This is a genomic window from Xenorhabdus sp. SGI246, assembly GCF_040838225.1.
Lineage (GTDB): Bacteria > Pseudomonadota > Gammaproteobacteria > Enterobacterales > Enterobacteriaceae > Xenorhabdus > Xenorhabdus indica.
The window spans coordinates 97,035-110,946 of sequence record NZ_JBFPEZ010000004.1 but is presented as its reverse complement, the minus strand read 5'-3'; the positions used below and the strand labels follow the sequence as shown (position 1 = coordinate 110,946).

General features: G+C 37.8%; 10 protein-coding genes and 1 pseudogene. 5 read left to right on the top strand and 6 right to left on the bottom strand.

What is annotated here, in order from left to right; genetic code table 11:
* Window positions 1-38: 38 nt before the first annotated feature.
* The 3 genes from cobT to cobU form a co-directional block, all read right to left on the bottom strand.
* A complete protein-coding gene (gene cobT, locus ABLA85_RS01850) occupies window positions 39-1,103 on the bottom strand; it encodes a nicotinate-nucleotide--dimethylbenzimidazole phosphoribosyltransferase (protein ID WP_367960833.1) in 1,065 nt (354 codons plus the stop codon).
* A gap of 97 nt (window positions 1,104-1,200) precedes the next feature.
* On the bottom strand, window positions 1,201-1,965 hold the full coding sequence (cobS, locus tag ABLA85_RS01845) for an adenosylcobinamide-GDP ribazoletransferase (protein WP_367960831.1): 765 nt from the start codon (window positions 1,963-1,965) through the stop codon (window positions 1,201-1,203).
* Window positions 1,962-2,507, bottom strand: coding sequence for a bifunctional adenosylcobinamide kinase/adenosylcobinamide-phosphate guanylyltransferase (gene cobU / locus ABLA85_RS01840; protein WP_047683381.1), 546 nt, complete (start codon window positions 2,505-2,507; stop codon window positions 1,962-1,964). The genes cobS and cobU overlap by 4 nt, the downstream gene beginning before the upstream one ends.
* Before the next feature lie 220 nt (window positions 2,508-2,727).
* Between cobU and ABLA85_RS01835 the strand changes: the two genes are divergently transcribed.
* Window positions 2,728-3,081: a tRNA-binding protein gene (locus ABLA85_RS01835; RefSeq protein ID WP_367960829.1), complete on the top strand. Its 354-nt coding sequence runs from the start codon at window positions 2,728-2,730 to the stop codon at window positions 3,079-3,081.
* A 17-nt stretch (window positions 3,082-3,098) separates the two neighbouring features.
* A pseudogene (locus ABLA85_RS01830) lies at window positions 3,099-3,224 on the top strand (VOC family protein); the annotation flags it as partial.
* A gap of 192 nt (window positions 3,225-3,416) precedes the next feature.
* Here ABLA85_RS01830 and ABLA85_RS01825 read toward each other — a convergent pair.
* Together ABLA85_RS01825 and ABLA85_RS01820 are read right to left on the bottom strand one after the other, a co-directional pair.
* On the bottom strand, window positions 3,417-7,676 hold the full coding sequence (locus tag ABLA85_RS01825) for a hemagglutinin repeat-containing protein (protein ID WP_367960827.1): 4,260 nt from the start codon (window positions 7,674-7,676) through the stop codon (window positions 3,417-3,419).
* A gap of 81 nt (window positions 7,677-7,757) precedes the next feature.
* Complete coding sequence (locus tag ABLA85_RS01820) at window positions 7,758-9,434, bottom strand: ShlB/FhaC/HecB family hemolysin secretion/activation protein (RefSeq protein ID WP_367960825.1); 1,677 nt, start codon at window positions 9,432-9,434, stop codon at window positions 7,758-7,760.
* Between the two features lie 803 nt (window positions 9,435-10,237).
* On the opposite strand from ABLA85_RS01820, the gene ABLA85_RS01815 reads away from it, so the two are divergent.
* Entirely contained in the window at window positions 10,238-11,305 is a 1,068-nt protein-coding gene (locus ABLA85_RS01815; protein WP_367960823.1) for a PfkB family carbohydrate kinase, read from the top strand.
* 12 nt (window positions 11,306-11,317) lie between these two features.
* Here ABLA85_RS01815 and ABLA85_RS01810 read toward each other — a convergent pair whose 3' ends face one another.
* Complete coding sequence (locus ABLA85_RS01810; RefSeq protein ID WP_367960880.1) at window positions 11,318-11,755, bottom strand: GNAT family N-acetyltransferase; 438 nt, start codon at window positions 11,753-11,755, stop codon at window positions 11,318-11,320.
* Window positions 11,756-11,826: 71 nt separating this feature from the next.
* Here ABLA85_RS01810 and tssF point away from each other — a divergent pair, with 71 nt between their 5' ends.
* Together tssF and ABLA85_RS01800 are read left to right on the top strand one after the other, a co-directional pair.
* Window positions 11,827-13,584, top strand: coding sequence for a type VI secretion system baseplate subunit TssF (gene tssF, locus ABLA85_RS01805; RefSeq protein ID WP_367960821.1), 1,758 nt, complete (start codon window positions 11,827-11,829; stop codon window positions 13,582-13,584).
* A gap of 44 nt (window positions 13,585-13,628) precedes the next feature.
* Window positions 13,629-13,886, top strand: coding sequence for a hypothetical protein (locus ABLA85_RS01800; protein ID WP_367960820.1), 258 nt, complete (start codon window positions 13,629-13,631; stop codon window positions 13,884-13,886).
* Window positions 13,887-13,912: the final 26 nt, after the last annotated feature.

The following is a 13,912-nucleotide window of genomic DNA, read 5'->3' as shown; positions in this document are numbered from 1 at the left end:
CATGCAGCAATATAACATTACTCCCGAAAAAACCTAACTCAATGGAGTAACTCAGGAAATCGAATCCCACTTTTTGCCAGATACCCCATATTGCAATACATCGCACAGGCAGCATCAATCAAAGACATTGCAATTGCTGCCCCGCTACCTTCACCAAGACGCAGATCCAAATGCAGATAAGGCTGTAGCCCCAAATGCTGTAATGCCAACACTGCCCCTTTTTCTGCTGACATATGGGATGGAATACAGTAATCCCGAACAGAAGGAGCTATCTGAACTGCCGCCAACGCAGATGCATAAGAAATAAAACCATCAAGGACAACCGGAACGCCTGCTGCTGCGGCTCCCAAAATCACTCCCGCCATCCCCACAAGCTCAAACCCACCCACCTTTGCTAATACATCAAGGGAAGAGTGCACATCTGGCTGATTCACATCAATAGCACGACGTACAACAGATTCTTTATGTCTGAGTCGTTCAATCGGCAAATTAGCGCCCAATCCGACCACATCACAGGGCTCGCTTCCGGTGAGGACACTGATAACTGCCGCTGCTGGTGTCGTATTTGCAATTCCCAGTTCTCCCACACCAAACACTGAAACACCTGCCGCAATACGCTGTTGAACGAGTTGTGCACTGGCCAACAATAGTGCTTCTGCATATTCATAAGACATAGCCGGACCTTGTGTAATATTGCCACAACCCCGGGCTAATTTGAGGGATAACAAATTATCTATTGGCTCACAATCGATACCAATATCTACAGGCAAAACATGAGTATTGCTGCTTTTCGCCAATACACAAACTCCTGTCAGCCCTTGTAACATATTCCGTGCCTGTATGACCGTCACATTCTTGGGAGAAATAGCCACACCTTCTTCATAAACACCGTGATCAGCACACATAACGATGATCTCTTTTTGCAGATTTCGCAGATCCTCAATACCGTGCATTCCCGCAAGTTGTATTGCCAGAGTCTCCAGACGCCCCAGGCTACCAATCGGTTTGACCAAGCTGTCGATATGTTGTGCTGCTGTCTCCATTTTTTCCCGATCAAGTGGTTGAATTTTATCAAGTAAAAGAGGCAAAGAGTGAAAGACCATAATTATCCTTCCGGCCAAATTTCAGATTGAATGCTTAAAGGAAACCACATTTATTTACTCTCCATAAACCAATTTATAAAAGCTATTTTTCAAAGAACTATTTCCAAATCAAAATTAAAGTCAGTAAAAAAATCACTTCGCCTATTTCAATTGCCGCTCCTAGCGTATCTCCGGTTTGCCCTCCCAACCGATAATTAAAATAGAGAGAAAGTAAAAAAATGGCGATCATCGTAACCATCATTGCAGATAACCCCTGCCAATCGCCAAGTATCATCACCAATACTGTCCCTGTCAGTAAAGTGAGCACCGTACCACGTGGAGTAATGCGGCCAATATAACTGCTCCCCATTCCTTCATTTTCACGGGCATAACGCTGCTCAAACATCAAAAGCACAACAACAGTACGTCCAACAACAGGAGCACAGGATAATAAGGCTAATAACTTCAGGGGAGGATGGTAGGCAAGTTCAACAACAGCAAGCATTTTAATGAGGATACAAAAAATCAGGGCCAGCCCGCCATACGTTCCAAGACGACTATCCTGCATAATTTCCAGCATTCTTTCCCTCTGGCGGCTGGAGAAAATCCCGTCACAGGTATCAGCCAGACCATCTAAATGCAATCCGCCAGTCAGAAGCACCAAAGCTAACGCATAACCGATTGCACCAATATACACTCCCCCGCCAGATTGACTTATTGCCAGAGCAATACAGGATGCAATTACACCGACAATAAAACCAATCAAAGGGAAAGTAGCTATACCCCGCCCTAGCTGATAAAAATCAGTACCTTGAGCCCACTTTGCAGGCACGGGAAGCCGTGTCATAAACTGTAATGTTGCCCAAAAAAGTTTCAATTTCATTTAATCTTCACTCCAATACCAGAAACCATTAGCCAGACTGTTTCTGCTGCCTGTGCCAGTTTCTGGTTAGCTCGTCCGGCAATATCAATAAAATGACGAGCCAGACGATTTTCAGGAGTAATTCCCATCCCTAATTCATTGGTCACTAAATAAACAGGCATCGGACAATTCAGGCAAGCATCGATCAAGTCATCTATCTGGTGGTGGACAAATACCTCCAATGAGGTGAAATCCAGCTTATCAGGTGACATGCCTTCTGATTTATCAAAAAGCAGGTTAGCAATTAATGTAGTTACACATTCAAGTATAACTCCCTCTTCTGGTTTACGGTGTTGGCGAATAACATTTCCCAGATCCTGATGTCCTTCCCAGGTTCGCCAATGTGGGGGGCGATCTTGCTGATGCCGCTCAATACGAGCAGCCATCTCCTCATCCGTAATTTGAGCCGTAGCAATATACAACACCTGTTCGCAGCGCTCTGTGATCAGCCGTTCAGCATAAGCACTTTTTCCACTACGTGCTCCGCCAGTTACTAAAATCATTTGTTGGCTCCCGAAAATTACACAGTATTTTGTGACTACAGCAAACCTGTTTATATCGTTGCCATAGAATAACGTATTGAATGATTATTTGATGAATTCATACAGATAAGTGTTTTGTATCGACGTGAATTAGCTCACAAAGTCAGACAAATATTCTTATATACTGTCTGTTATAATAATATCCCAATATAATTACCCTACTATTAACAAATATACAGATATGCAAAATTCAGAAAATCATCTCACGGATATATCTACTTTTATGGCCCTCAATATTCGTGTTGGCAGAATCACCAAAGTTGAAAAAAATGAAAAAGCCATCAAGCCTGCTTATAAACTGTATATCAACTTTGGTGATGAGATTGGAGAAAAACAGAGTTCTGCACAATTGTGTCAGAACTATACAGAAGAACAATTAATCGGCAAACAAATACTGGCTGTTGTAAATTTTCCACCAAGAAGAGTAGCCGGGTTTAAATCTGAAGTTTTGGTGTTAGCTGCCGTTTGTGATAATGAAGGTACTGTACTGATCCAACCAGAAAAAAATGTGACCTTAGGGACACGGATGCTGTAATTTTAAATAGGAATACCATGAGAACACAAAAAAGATGTATGGGTTACGTTGCTATTGTTGTTGATGATTACGACAAAGCCATTGATTACTACACCAACAAATTGGGTTTTACGCTAGTGGAAGATACCCCCCAACCAGGAAAAAGTGAAGATATTTATGGTAACCGTTGGGATTTATATCAAAACGCAATTTCTTAATAAACATTAGCCCAATTCAATTGGGTTATTTTCCTCATATCAAAAAAACAGATTAATTTTGACTTAAATTCTAAAATAACAATAGCACAATATTAGTTGTGCTATTGTTATTAATTATACATGACAATAAAATAACACTCACTTTAATTTATAACCTTTTACTTCACTTTCAAGCGTTCTGCTTTTTTCATCATAACTTTGAATATCTGTATATGGAATTTTTTCATTTGCAATATTGGATATAACTTCTGGTAAACTCATTATAAATTCAATAGGCGATTCAGGTAATTCTACTGACACTTTTTCTCCTTTACTATATGCAGTTACTGAATGGTTTTCTATTTCCTGAGTATTCAAATTGACAGGTCTATTAGTGCTGTCAATTTTCGCCCCAGTCAGATAAGTTTTACCAGCTACACTCAGAACTACACTATTAGCACCAGAAATACCAGCCTGATTCGCCAAAGCCTCATCATCATATTTTTCGTAATCAACCTTTAATTTATCTTTTATCCCGATTAGAATACTTTTTATTTTACTCAACACACCCAAAATACCGCCTGGCTGTTTATCATTAAATAAATTTCCACTATTAAACATAATTCCAGTACCTACATATGTCTTTTGTCCATTATTTGTATTCTTAACAGTTTCAATATTGAGATTGCCCCCAATTTTACCATTTACTCTATCTGCTACAATATTAGAACTTTTAAGTATTACATCTTTCCCACTAGTTAATTTAACAGTTTCACCTGTAATCTGGCTGTTATGGTTGGTAACTGCATTTGCATAACCTTTGCCGAATTCCCCATAAGCTTTCACACCCAATTGACCTAATTTAGAACCCGTTATTGCAGCCCCAAAACCCCCTTCACCACCAACTTGAAGACTGTTTTTCATTGTAATATCTTGCGCTGATGTAATAATAATCCCGCCCCGTTTTGCTGCTAAATCTATCTGATGACCAGAAACATTTGTGCCTTGTAAGGATAGATTATTATCAGCAGTTAATCTAACACCCTTTTCACCTTTAATATTACTGCTTTTTGCGATTATCGTGTCTTCATCATTTGTAGCATATTTTGCGCCAACAAAGGCAGCTCCAGAATTAACAACACCGGTAGCAACATTAACGCCTATCTGAGCTTCAATACCAACTTTATAATTTATATTAGAAACCTTATTAGTATTATTTGCCTGATTAAAAGTAATATTATCTCCCGCATTGATGCTAGTTTTTCCACTCTCAGCATCAAAAGATGTTCCCTGATATTTGGCATTATGCTTAGTTTGAATATTAATATTTTTCTGCGCTCTGAAATCACTGACTATAGCATCAGAGCTGGACTGAGAGTCCCACGATGCTCCCCCTTTTCCTACTCCTTTCATGACAAGATCCTGAGACTGGAGGTCAAAACCTGCTTGTAAACCTGCGTTACCTGACGTATGAAAAACATTTTTTTCTTTACGATTAAATGCAGCTTCACTGATATGGTTATTTGCTTTTAATTCTATATTTCCATTAGTTGAATGATATTGCGTTCCCTGGTCATAGACATCATCCTTAGCATTAATATTAATATTATTAGCGTTTATTAGAGTAACATCAGAATTTGATGTACTGGAATTTTCTCTGTGATTATCACCCTTAGCAGAAATATTAAGAACAACACCGGGAGAGTTATTTTTTACACCCAAAGAAATGCCTAAAGCACCTCCTGCTTTCAGATCACCTGAAGATTCAGTAGTACTATTTATTGCCGACCGGTTCACTATACGATTAGCGTTAACATCATAATTACCAGCGATATTATGCTGAGTTCCCTGTTGTTCTAATTTATTTCTTGCCTGTAATTTGATGTCACCTGCAATATTCGTTTTTGAAGCTCTTGCATTTTTCTGCTGTTGAAAACTATTGATATTGCCATATTGTGTACCAATAGTAGCCCCGATACTCCCCTTGCCCAAAGAAAACACTAAACCAACACCTGTAGATGAATGAGATTGCTTTTTTGAAATTTCATTATCGGCAGAAAGGAAAGAGATATTATTAGCTAAGATATCAACATTACCATCTGTCGTTACCATATCTGATCCGGTAACAGTAACATCTTTACCTGCATTAATGGAAATATTCCCCCCGTTAAGCTCCGATGATTTTTGTGTGATTTTTCCTTGTTGTTTACTATCACTGGTATAATTAATAACAAGTCCAGTATCAAGAAGCTTTCCATTATCTTCATCCTTATCTTTCGTAGCAGGTTTAAATATACCCCCTGCTTTAAGCAAAGATGCTATTTTCTGCCGATCATATTTCTCACCATAAGAGGAAACTTTTAAATCGCCAAGTGTATTGATATTCAATGCATTAGTACTTTTTATTAAACTATCCACCACTTCAATATTTTTACCACTGAGTAAATTCAAATCCGCATCAGAAACAATCTGACTTTGTAATGCAGTTTCTTTATATTCTTTTTCTTTATTAGAGTCTTTAGTAATATTAAAGGCAGTTCCACTCCTCTCATCAATACTATTTTTATGATAATTAACTGCATTATCAATTAATAAACTTCCATTAATTGTTTCAAAATATGCATTTTCTCCTGATTTAATATTACTCCCGGTAATTTTAATTCCATCATCACCTGTTACTAATATATACCCGTCTGCTGTTACATCAGAGGATTGATTCTGTTTAATCTCATTGTAATTATTTTTATTCTTCCCTCCTGCAATCCCCCCCCAATATGTTACGTTATCATTATCTGTCGATTTGTTATCAAAAGCTTTAGAAATGATTTGAGATTGTTTATTTGCCTTAATAATTAAATTATTGTCAGCGTGAGCTTTAGTACCAATCAATTTAATATTACCATTTGCTTTAATATCTAAATCATTACCAGCATTCAAATCACTTCTAATATTTTTCTGCGTGGAGTAACCTTTTTCTTTATCCCCCGTAGTTAATTTACCAGAATCAAATCTGATATATTCTTTATTATTTGTTTTTTCAATTTCTATCAAATTGTCTATCACTACATTACGCTTAGCGGATAATACTATATTATTATCCGCATCAATATGACCACCCTCTATTTTAATATCCTCACCTGTCGCGACTAATTTCACATTACCACTAGCTCGGATATTATCTCCATCCTGCTGAAATTTATCATAGCTATTAGATTTACTGTCTTTCCATAAAAATTTCCATTGCTCTTCATTGTCTTCAGTATGCTGATTATATTTCTGTCCTTCTAATCTCAGCTTTTCACCGATTAGATTAATATTGTTGCCATAAATATCTGTTGCCATAATTTTATTATCTTTTTTGGCATTCAATGTAATATTTTCACCTTCTAATCTGGTATGAGCAAGAGACTGTAATTTCCTCTCTTTACGAGTACTGTTTCCGCTCATAAAATAGCTTTCTGACTTTTCATCTTTGAAAGAAACTTCTCCTAAAGCGCCTTGAGATAAAATAGTGTCACCTTTTAATTCAAGATCACCTCCTTTCAGTCTAGCTCCTTCCAGTTTTAACTCGCCTTTAGATTCAATATTAATACCACCATCTGCGGCCATCTCGCCTTGCAGATTAACACCACTACCTTTATCTGTATTTAATAATCGAATACGACCAGCCTGCATACTGCCTAAATAATAGCTATCAAGTAAACCTACTGCTGATTTTTTTGTATCCAATAGTTGACCATCAGAAGAAATTTTGTTTTGACCTGTTACTATATTAAGATCCTGATTGGTACTAATTTTACCAAGACTATTAATTTTGGGTGCAATAAGATTTATAACAGCATTATGTACCAAGCCTTCTTCACCAATTTTCAGACTATTTTTACCTTCAAACGTGTTAAACCCTTTCAAAACACCTTTATCAACTAATGGATTACCTACAACCAGCGATAACTGATTTGTATTGATAAAACCACACCCATTACAAGTGATACCATTGGGATTTGCTAATATATAATCTGCTGCCGCACCAAAAACTTCTTGTTTACCCAGTAATAAAGAGGGATTACGGCTGATAACCTCATTTAAAATGATCTCTGCCTCCCGGTCATGCAAATTATTATTAGCCAATAAATTGCCTGCCAATTGTGATTTACCGTCTATTAGTGAATTATTGAAAACTGCACCATCTTTAGAAACATTAAAATCTTCATATTGATTATGCGATAATCCTGATTCTGAAGGTGTAGCAATATTAATGACCACTGCACCATTCTTAGCATTTGTTACATCAGGTCGGTGTGATGGATCACCTCCGGGTATGATCCCATTGGCAAAACTATTTGAACTGAAAATCATAATAATTGCCACTGACACAGCAAGCCGGCCAGTAGGTGATAATCTAAAACCAGTATTTTTCATATAATAACCCCTGTGTTTCTAATTATTACTCTGTGTAATCAAAAAAATAGGTTTAAAAAAGTTAAGATGATTATTTAAGAATTAAAAACTGTAAGAGAAACGTGTTAATAGCTGTATGGGGTTATCAAGCCCCCGATATTGTGGAGACAAGATTTTTCCTTGGCTGACTTGAATATCAGCAAACAATTGTTGGTAGCGTAATGTCAGCCCGGCATTTAACCCTATAGCATTTATCCATTCACCTTTATTGCTATAACTTTTACTCTGTCCTAAATCTCCACCAATACTTAATGTCAGAGAGCCTTGAGGTATAGGAACCGGATAAGACAATGTATTTCTTAAATACCAACCATTATCAGAGCATAAGAAACTTCCATTAAATCCTCGAATATTATTTTTACCACCAATATCTATACATTCCATAGCCGGTAACCGATTTCGACTATATTGCATATAAAATCCGCTATTAAAAAAATAGGATGATTTTAACAGTGTAAATTTCTTTTTCAGATTCAGTGACATTTGACCTTTAATAAAATCCTTGTCCATAACTGTCTGTGTATCAAACCATGGCATTCCTTTATTAATTCCAATATCAAAGGTAAAAATACCTGTAGGAATAACTTGCAAATGATTGACACTAAGAGAAACAAGGCTAATAGTTTCACTACTTATTATGAGTTTTTCATCATTTAAATAATTATTCCCTTTTTTATATACGACCTGTGTACTTAATGTATCTATTTGCTTTTGATTACGATGAAATACCCAATCAGCCCGCATTCCTGCTTGCTCAGCATTTCCTCTTATATTTATTGACCTAATCTGTAAATGCATCTTATTTCTATATTGGGAATCAACATAAAATCCGCTAAATGTCATCTCACCATAAGGAAGTGAATAAAGTAAGATATAAGAATGGTTATACTTTTTTTTATAATTATTTAATGTAGAGTTTCCACTGAAACTAATAAAATCTGATAATCCCAATGGGCTATCAAAGCTGGTATTTAACCTTCCCATCCACTCCCCAGTACTTTTTTGTCCATAGTTATCAGTTGTCACAGAGATTTTCCAGGGCGCACTATGTTTGTTATTCAAGAGAATGATAGACCCCCCATTAACTGTACCTGGTAAGATATCCAATGTAGTTTGGTTTGATTGCAGACGATTTGCCTGATCTAACCCTTGATCGAGTTGGTGTATATTTAATGGGTTATTCTTTAAATCAGGAAAAAGAGTTTGGCTATTAACCCAACGATCCCCTCCCCGAATATCTTCAACAAAACCTTCTATGATACTGATCCCTAATTTCTTATCATAATCAGGCGGAATGAGTTTTACTCTGGCTGTAACATAACCCTTCTGAATATAAAGATTCGTAATTTCTGATGCTAATCTATTAATATAATGACTGGTAATACAGCCACTAGGAATAGCACTTAGCGTTTTCAAGTCAGAGGTTGACAATAATGATATTCCCTGCATATAAATGCCACTAATTGGTAGACATTTTTTTGATTCCACAAGATTTGGTGATGATTTTGCAGAATTCTGCTCTGATCGATTGAGTATTGCCTGATGCCGTCTCTGTTCAATAAGTTTGTTTATCTCTCTTTCACTGTTCTGTAAATTATTTATTCCTTCATTCACAACAGATGGTGATAGATTTTCATTAAGGTTTACCGAAGAAGCGGATACTGTAAAAGAAATATACGGTATTAAAAATATAAATATTATTGTGAATTTTCTAATCATAGAGGGCACCAAAATAATCAATTAATACTTATCATTAATATATTAATTCACACTGATAATTTTTAAATCACAATTAATTAACATCAGATTCAGCACTTGCATATTGCCATAGTTTTACAAAAAAAATACAAACAATTCATAAACACCAACAAGAAAAAGATTAATTAGAAATCATTTAATAACATTGATGCAATAAAAAAACGCCAATTATCCCTATGAAACTTATAAGAAATAAAATTAATAATCTATTTTTGTCAATATAATCAAACTAATAAAATATTTTATTCAGATGGATAACAATAAATATGTATTTAAATAAAATCGATTGTAAAAAACAATTCATATCATGAAGATAGATTTACATACCAAGGTTGTTATCTGATAATACATAAACCAGACTTGCTTTCGATAGCATTAGGCAGATTTACACCAATTTTTTAATTTCATTATGTGAATATAATATATTAAGATATGAAATATCTTTCGTTATCACATGATATCAAAGGCTGTTCCATAAAAACCAAACACTTGTTTGTAAGAAACACACTCAACCATAACACTTTGATATAAAATAATTTTATTCAGAATAAAATATAGTTTACGATCTAAACACTTTTATTATCCTAAACATTGTTGATTTATCAGAATAATATTTTTGATTCAGATCACAATTTACACAAAAAATCAATCCAACCAAACTTACGATCACTTTCTCAAAAGCCGAACAAATTATAAAAATAACCTTTACTGTCCACTCAATATGAAATAAAAATATGGATACAAAAAGTAACCAAGGCCATAATATGTCAAATAGGGAAAATCAAATACTGCAAATTTTAAAACGAGATCCTTTTATCCAACAGCAAGAAATTGCAGATATTCTTGGAATTAGTCGCTCGTGTGTTGCAGGACATATTATGAACCTAAGTAAAAAAGGTTACATCAAAGGGAAAGGTTATATTTTATCCAATGATGTTTATGCTGTTACGATTGGTGCAACTAATATAGATATAACCAGCTATACCTTTGCTAAAATAGTATTTGATGATTCCAACCCAGGGAAAATAATCTCGACCCCCGGTGGGGTCGGGAGAAATATCGCTCAGAATATTGCTGCATTAAAAAATGAAAGTTATTTAATTTCCGTCGTTGGCAACGACCAACATGGCAAGCTTCTGTCAGAACAAACAAAATTATCTGGCGTTAATATTAAATATTTACATACGCTGGATGATGAAAAAACATCAATCTGCAATTCATTTATTGATGAAAATGGAAAGTGTATCATATCTGTAAATGATATGAGCATTCTGAATAAACTTACGCCCTCGTTACTGGCTCAATCTAAAAAACTTATCCAAAATGCCAGTGTATTAGTTCTTGATTGCAATTTATCTCAGGAATCATTGGAATGGATATTCAGCCACGCTAATAATGTTCCAATTTTTGTTGATACCGTTTCCACCTTCAAGGCATCTAATATCCGCCATTGGCTATCCTATATCCATACCCTAAAACCTAATCGCTCCGAAGCCAAAATACTCAGTGGTATTGAGATTGAAACATTAGAAGACGCAGCCATTGCTGCGTCTTGGTTTCATCAACAGGGTGTCCAACGAATAATTTTAAGTATGGATGCCGAAGGTGTGTATTATAGTGAATTAGATAATAAAGCAGGTCATTCACGCGCATTAATGAGTAATGTCGTTAATACAAATGGAGCCGGTGATGCAATGATGGCAGGGCTTGCTCACTGTTGGCTGGCCGGAATGACACTGGAAGATAGTGTTCAATTTTCTCAGCAATGTTCTGCTTTTACCTTATCATCGGAAAATATCGATATTTTCCCCAATAAATTTAAACATCGGTAGACTTGTTTGGTATCAATTTTTTTCATAAACATCAGTACGAAATATTTGCCAGACAAAATTTTCACGATTAATAGAAGAATAGCCAAACTTTTCGTATAACCAATGCGCGGATGAAGTCACCAACATTATTTTTCGCAATCGTTGAATAATAGGGTGAGATTGACAACATGTCATTAACCAGCTTCCTGGCTGCTGTTTTTGATATTCTTCCAATACATAGACATCGCACAGATATCCAAACGTTGAAAAATCTGTCACGAATCTAGCAAACCCTATCTGTACGTTCCTGTCATACAATCCAAATGTCAGACTGTTTTCAATAGAGCACCGTACTGTTTCGAGATCAATTCCTTTAGCCCAATGTGAATGTGTATAAATTGTATTTAATTGGTTAATTAGTTTTATTGATAAATGTGTACAATAAACCGCCTTTATTGATCGGATACCCATGTTATCTCCACCTGATGCAGACATCACCGATCCCTGATTGATAAAACATCTGACATGACTAAGTGAATATAATGAAAAACAATAAGGAATCGCTGTACCTGCAAGAACGCACCTACCTGCGAGAACTAGCACAGCGAGTGGCGAAAGACTCGCCGCATTTGAGTGATTTTCTGGAAACTGCCCGTGATCCTGATATTGAGCATGTTTTCGAAGCCTTTGCTCTGCTGATAGCCAACTTACGGGATAAACTGGAGGACGATCTCCCTGAAATCACTCACGATATTCTGTCTCGTATCTGGCCGCTAGCGTTGTGCCCCATTCCTCCTACAACGATAATGCAGTTCTATCCCACTGATGGTGAACATCAGGGCAGCGCCGATATTCCGGCTGGTACGTCTGTGTCTGCCAACATCAACGGGCAATTGCTCGCCTTTAAAACCTGCCGCCCTCTACATATTGAGCCGTTGATCGTGCAACAACGTACGGTGAAAAAAACCGGCACCCACAGTGAAATTATACTGACTCTGTGTCAAACCGGCACGGCGTCTTCAGTCTGGCGAAGCGGAGTATTATCCTTTTTCCTCGGCACTGACACGGAAAAGGCGGCACAGCTCAGCCTCTGGTTGGATCAACACCTCTGTGAAGTCAGTCTAAAAACACAGGGCGAACAGCGAAAATTGGGCTGCTTCCCTTATGGCTGGCACAATTTGTTTGATAGTCCGGTGTTACCGACACCAAAGAATACGTATTCCGGCCTGCAACCATTGATGGAATATTATGCGCTGCCCCAGCTTTATAACTTTGTTAAGCTGGATATCCGCAAAAGTTGCACAAATGTGTCACTGAATGAAGATGGCACGTTTGAGCTGATTTTTCGTTTCGAGGGTGAATTACCACTGGATAATGTCGATGAGGCGTTTTTGTTGGGCTGCGTCCCTGCTATTCATCTGGAAAATCAGACCAGTCCGCCCATTTTACTGGAAGCCGGTAATCACAGTTACCCTTTGCTGTTGGGAGAATCGGTGCAGTTGTTCCGGTTGCGCGAGATTCAGGTGGTGCAGCAACCTGATGACAACAAGCAACGCGGTATACCTTATCACTGGCTGCCGATTAAACAGTTTATCCCCTCTGGGCATTTTCTGGATGAAGATGACCAACCCGACACTTTTTACTATCAGCTTCAGACTGAGCGTGATTTCCTGGGCAGACTCCAGCACTGCCTGCGTTTTTTTGATTTAGCCGGTAAACCCGCAAACCACTTGCCCACCATTGAGGTCTCAGGTCATTTAATCGGCTACCATGAACAAGCGCTGGCATTGAAGCAAGGCACTATTACCGTAACGCAGGAAGGCTCACCGTCTCATCTCAACGTACATAATATCACGCCTGTCACTGCTGATTACCCGCCTCTGTTACAAGAAAATGTAGGCTGGCCGCTACTGTCATGCCTCTCCAGCCCGCCGATGATGTTGTTTACCACCGAAAGCCTGAAACAATTTCTCAGCCTGTTTGACTCTTATTCTGATACGAATCGTCCGCTGAGCCGCCGGCTCCGCCAGCACATTGACGGCATTATGCAGGTGGAAGAACGCCTGACTGACCGAATGCGGCTAGGCCGCCCCATTCGCGGGCATTTACTCTCGCTCACCCTGAACCCCGACTGCTACCACAATACTGGTGAAATGTACCGCTTCTGCCGGTTAATCAATCAGACAATGGCCTGTTTTATCAGCCAGTCTTCATTTGTCATGCTGGAGATTTTTACCCCAGAAAGCAACAAGGTGCTGTGGCAGTTCTGGCATGTCGACGGATTACGCCCGGAAATGTAACCGATTAAAGAACGCATGACATCAACCATAAGGAAAAAATCAACATGAAAAGTAGATTACGCTTTGTCTGCCACATCACCGGTGTGCCGGAAGACACTTTTGCTGTGGGGGAATTTTCCCTACAGGAAGGGTTATCTGAACTGTTTACCCTGAACCTGACACTGGTCAGAAGCGGTAACCCGAATCCGTTTAAACCGCAGGTGGAGATTGATTTGGTCTCACTGCTGATGCAGGAAGCGGTATTACAGATTTTTTACGGCGAAACTGAACAACTGGCATCATCTCCCATGCCGACTGGGTAAGCACCGATGGCAACCAAACGCTCTAT

What these genes read in the sequence shown, in the direction of transcription:
- cobT (WP_367960833.1), bottom strand. Translation starts at nt 1,103, where the DNA reads ATGGTCTTTCACTCTTTGCCTCTTTTACTTGATAAAATTCAACCACTT.
- cobS (WP_367960831.1), bottom strand. Translation starts at nt 1,965, where the DNA reads ATGAAATTGAAACTTTTTTGGGCAACATTACAGTTTATGACACGGCTT.
- cobU (WP_047683381.1), bottom strand. Translation starts at nt 2,507, where the DNA reads ATGATTTTAGTAACTGGCGGAGCACGTAGTGGAAAAAGTGCTTATGCT.
- ABLA85_RS01815 (WP_367960823.1), top strand. Translation starts at nt 10,238, where the DNA reads ATGTCAAATAGGGAAAATCAAATACTGCAAATTTTAAAACGAGATCCT.
- tssF (WP_367960821.1), top strand. Translation starts at nt 11,827, where the DNA reads ATGAAAAACAATAAGGAATCGCTGTACCTGCAAGAACGCACCTACCTG.
- ABLA85_RS01820 (WP_367960825.1), bottom strand. Translation starts at nt 9,434, where the DNA reads ATGATTAGAAAATTCACAATAATATTTATATTTTTAATACCGTATATT.
- ABLA85_RS01825 (WP_367960827.1), bottom strand. Translation starts at nt 7,676, where the DNA reads ATGAAAAATACTGGTTTTAGATTATCACCTACTGGCCGGCTTGCTGTG.
- ABLA85_RS01810 (WP_367960880.1), bottom strand. Translation starts at nt 11,755, where the DNA reads ATGGGTATCCGATCAATAAAGGCGGTTTATTGTACACATTTATCAATA.
- ABLA85_RS01800 (WP_367960820.1), top strand. Translation starts at nt 13,629, where the DNA reads ATGAAAAGTAGATTACGCTTTGTCTGCCACATCACCGGTGTGCCGGAA.
- ABLA85_RS01835 (WP_367960829.1), top strand. Translation starts at nt 2,728, where the DNA reads ATGCAAAATTCAGAAAATCATCTCACGGATATATCTACTTTTATGGCC.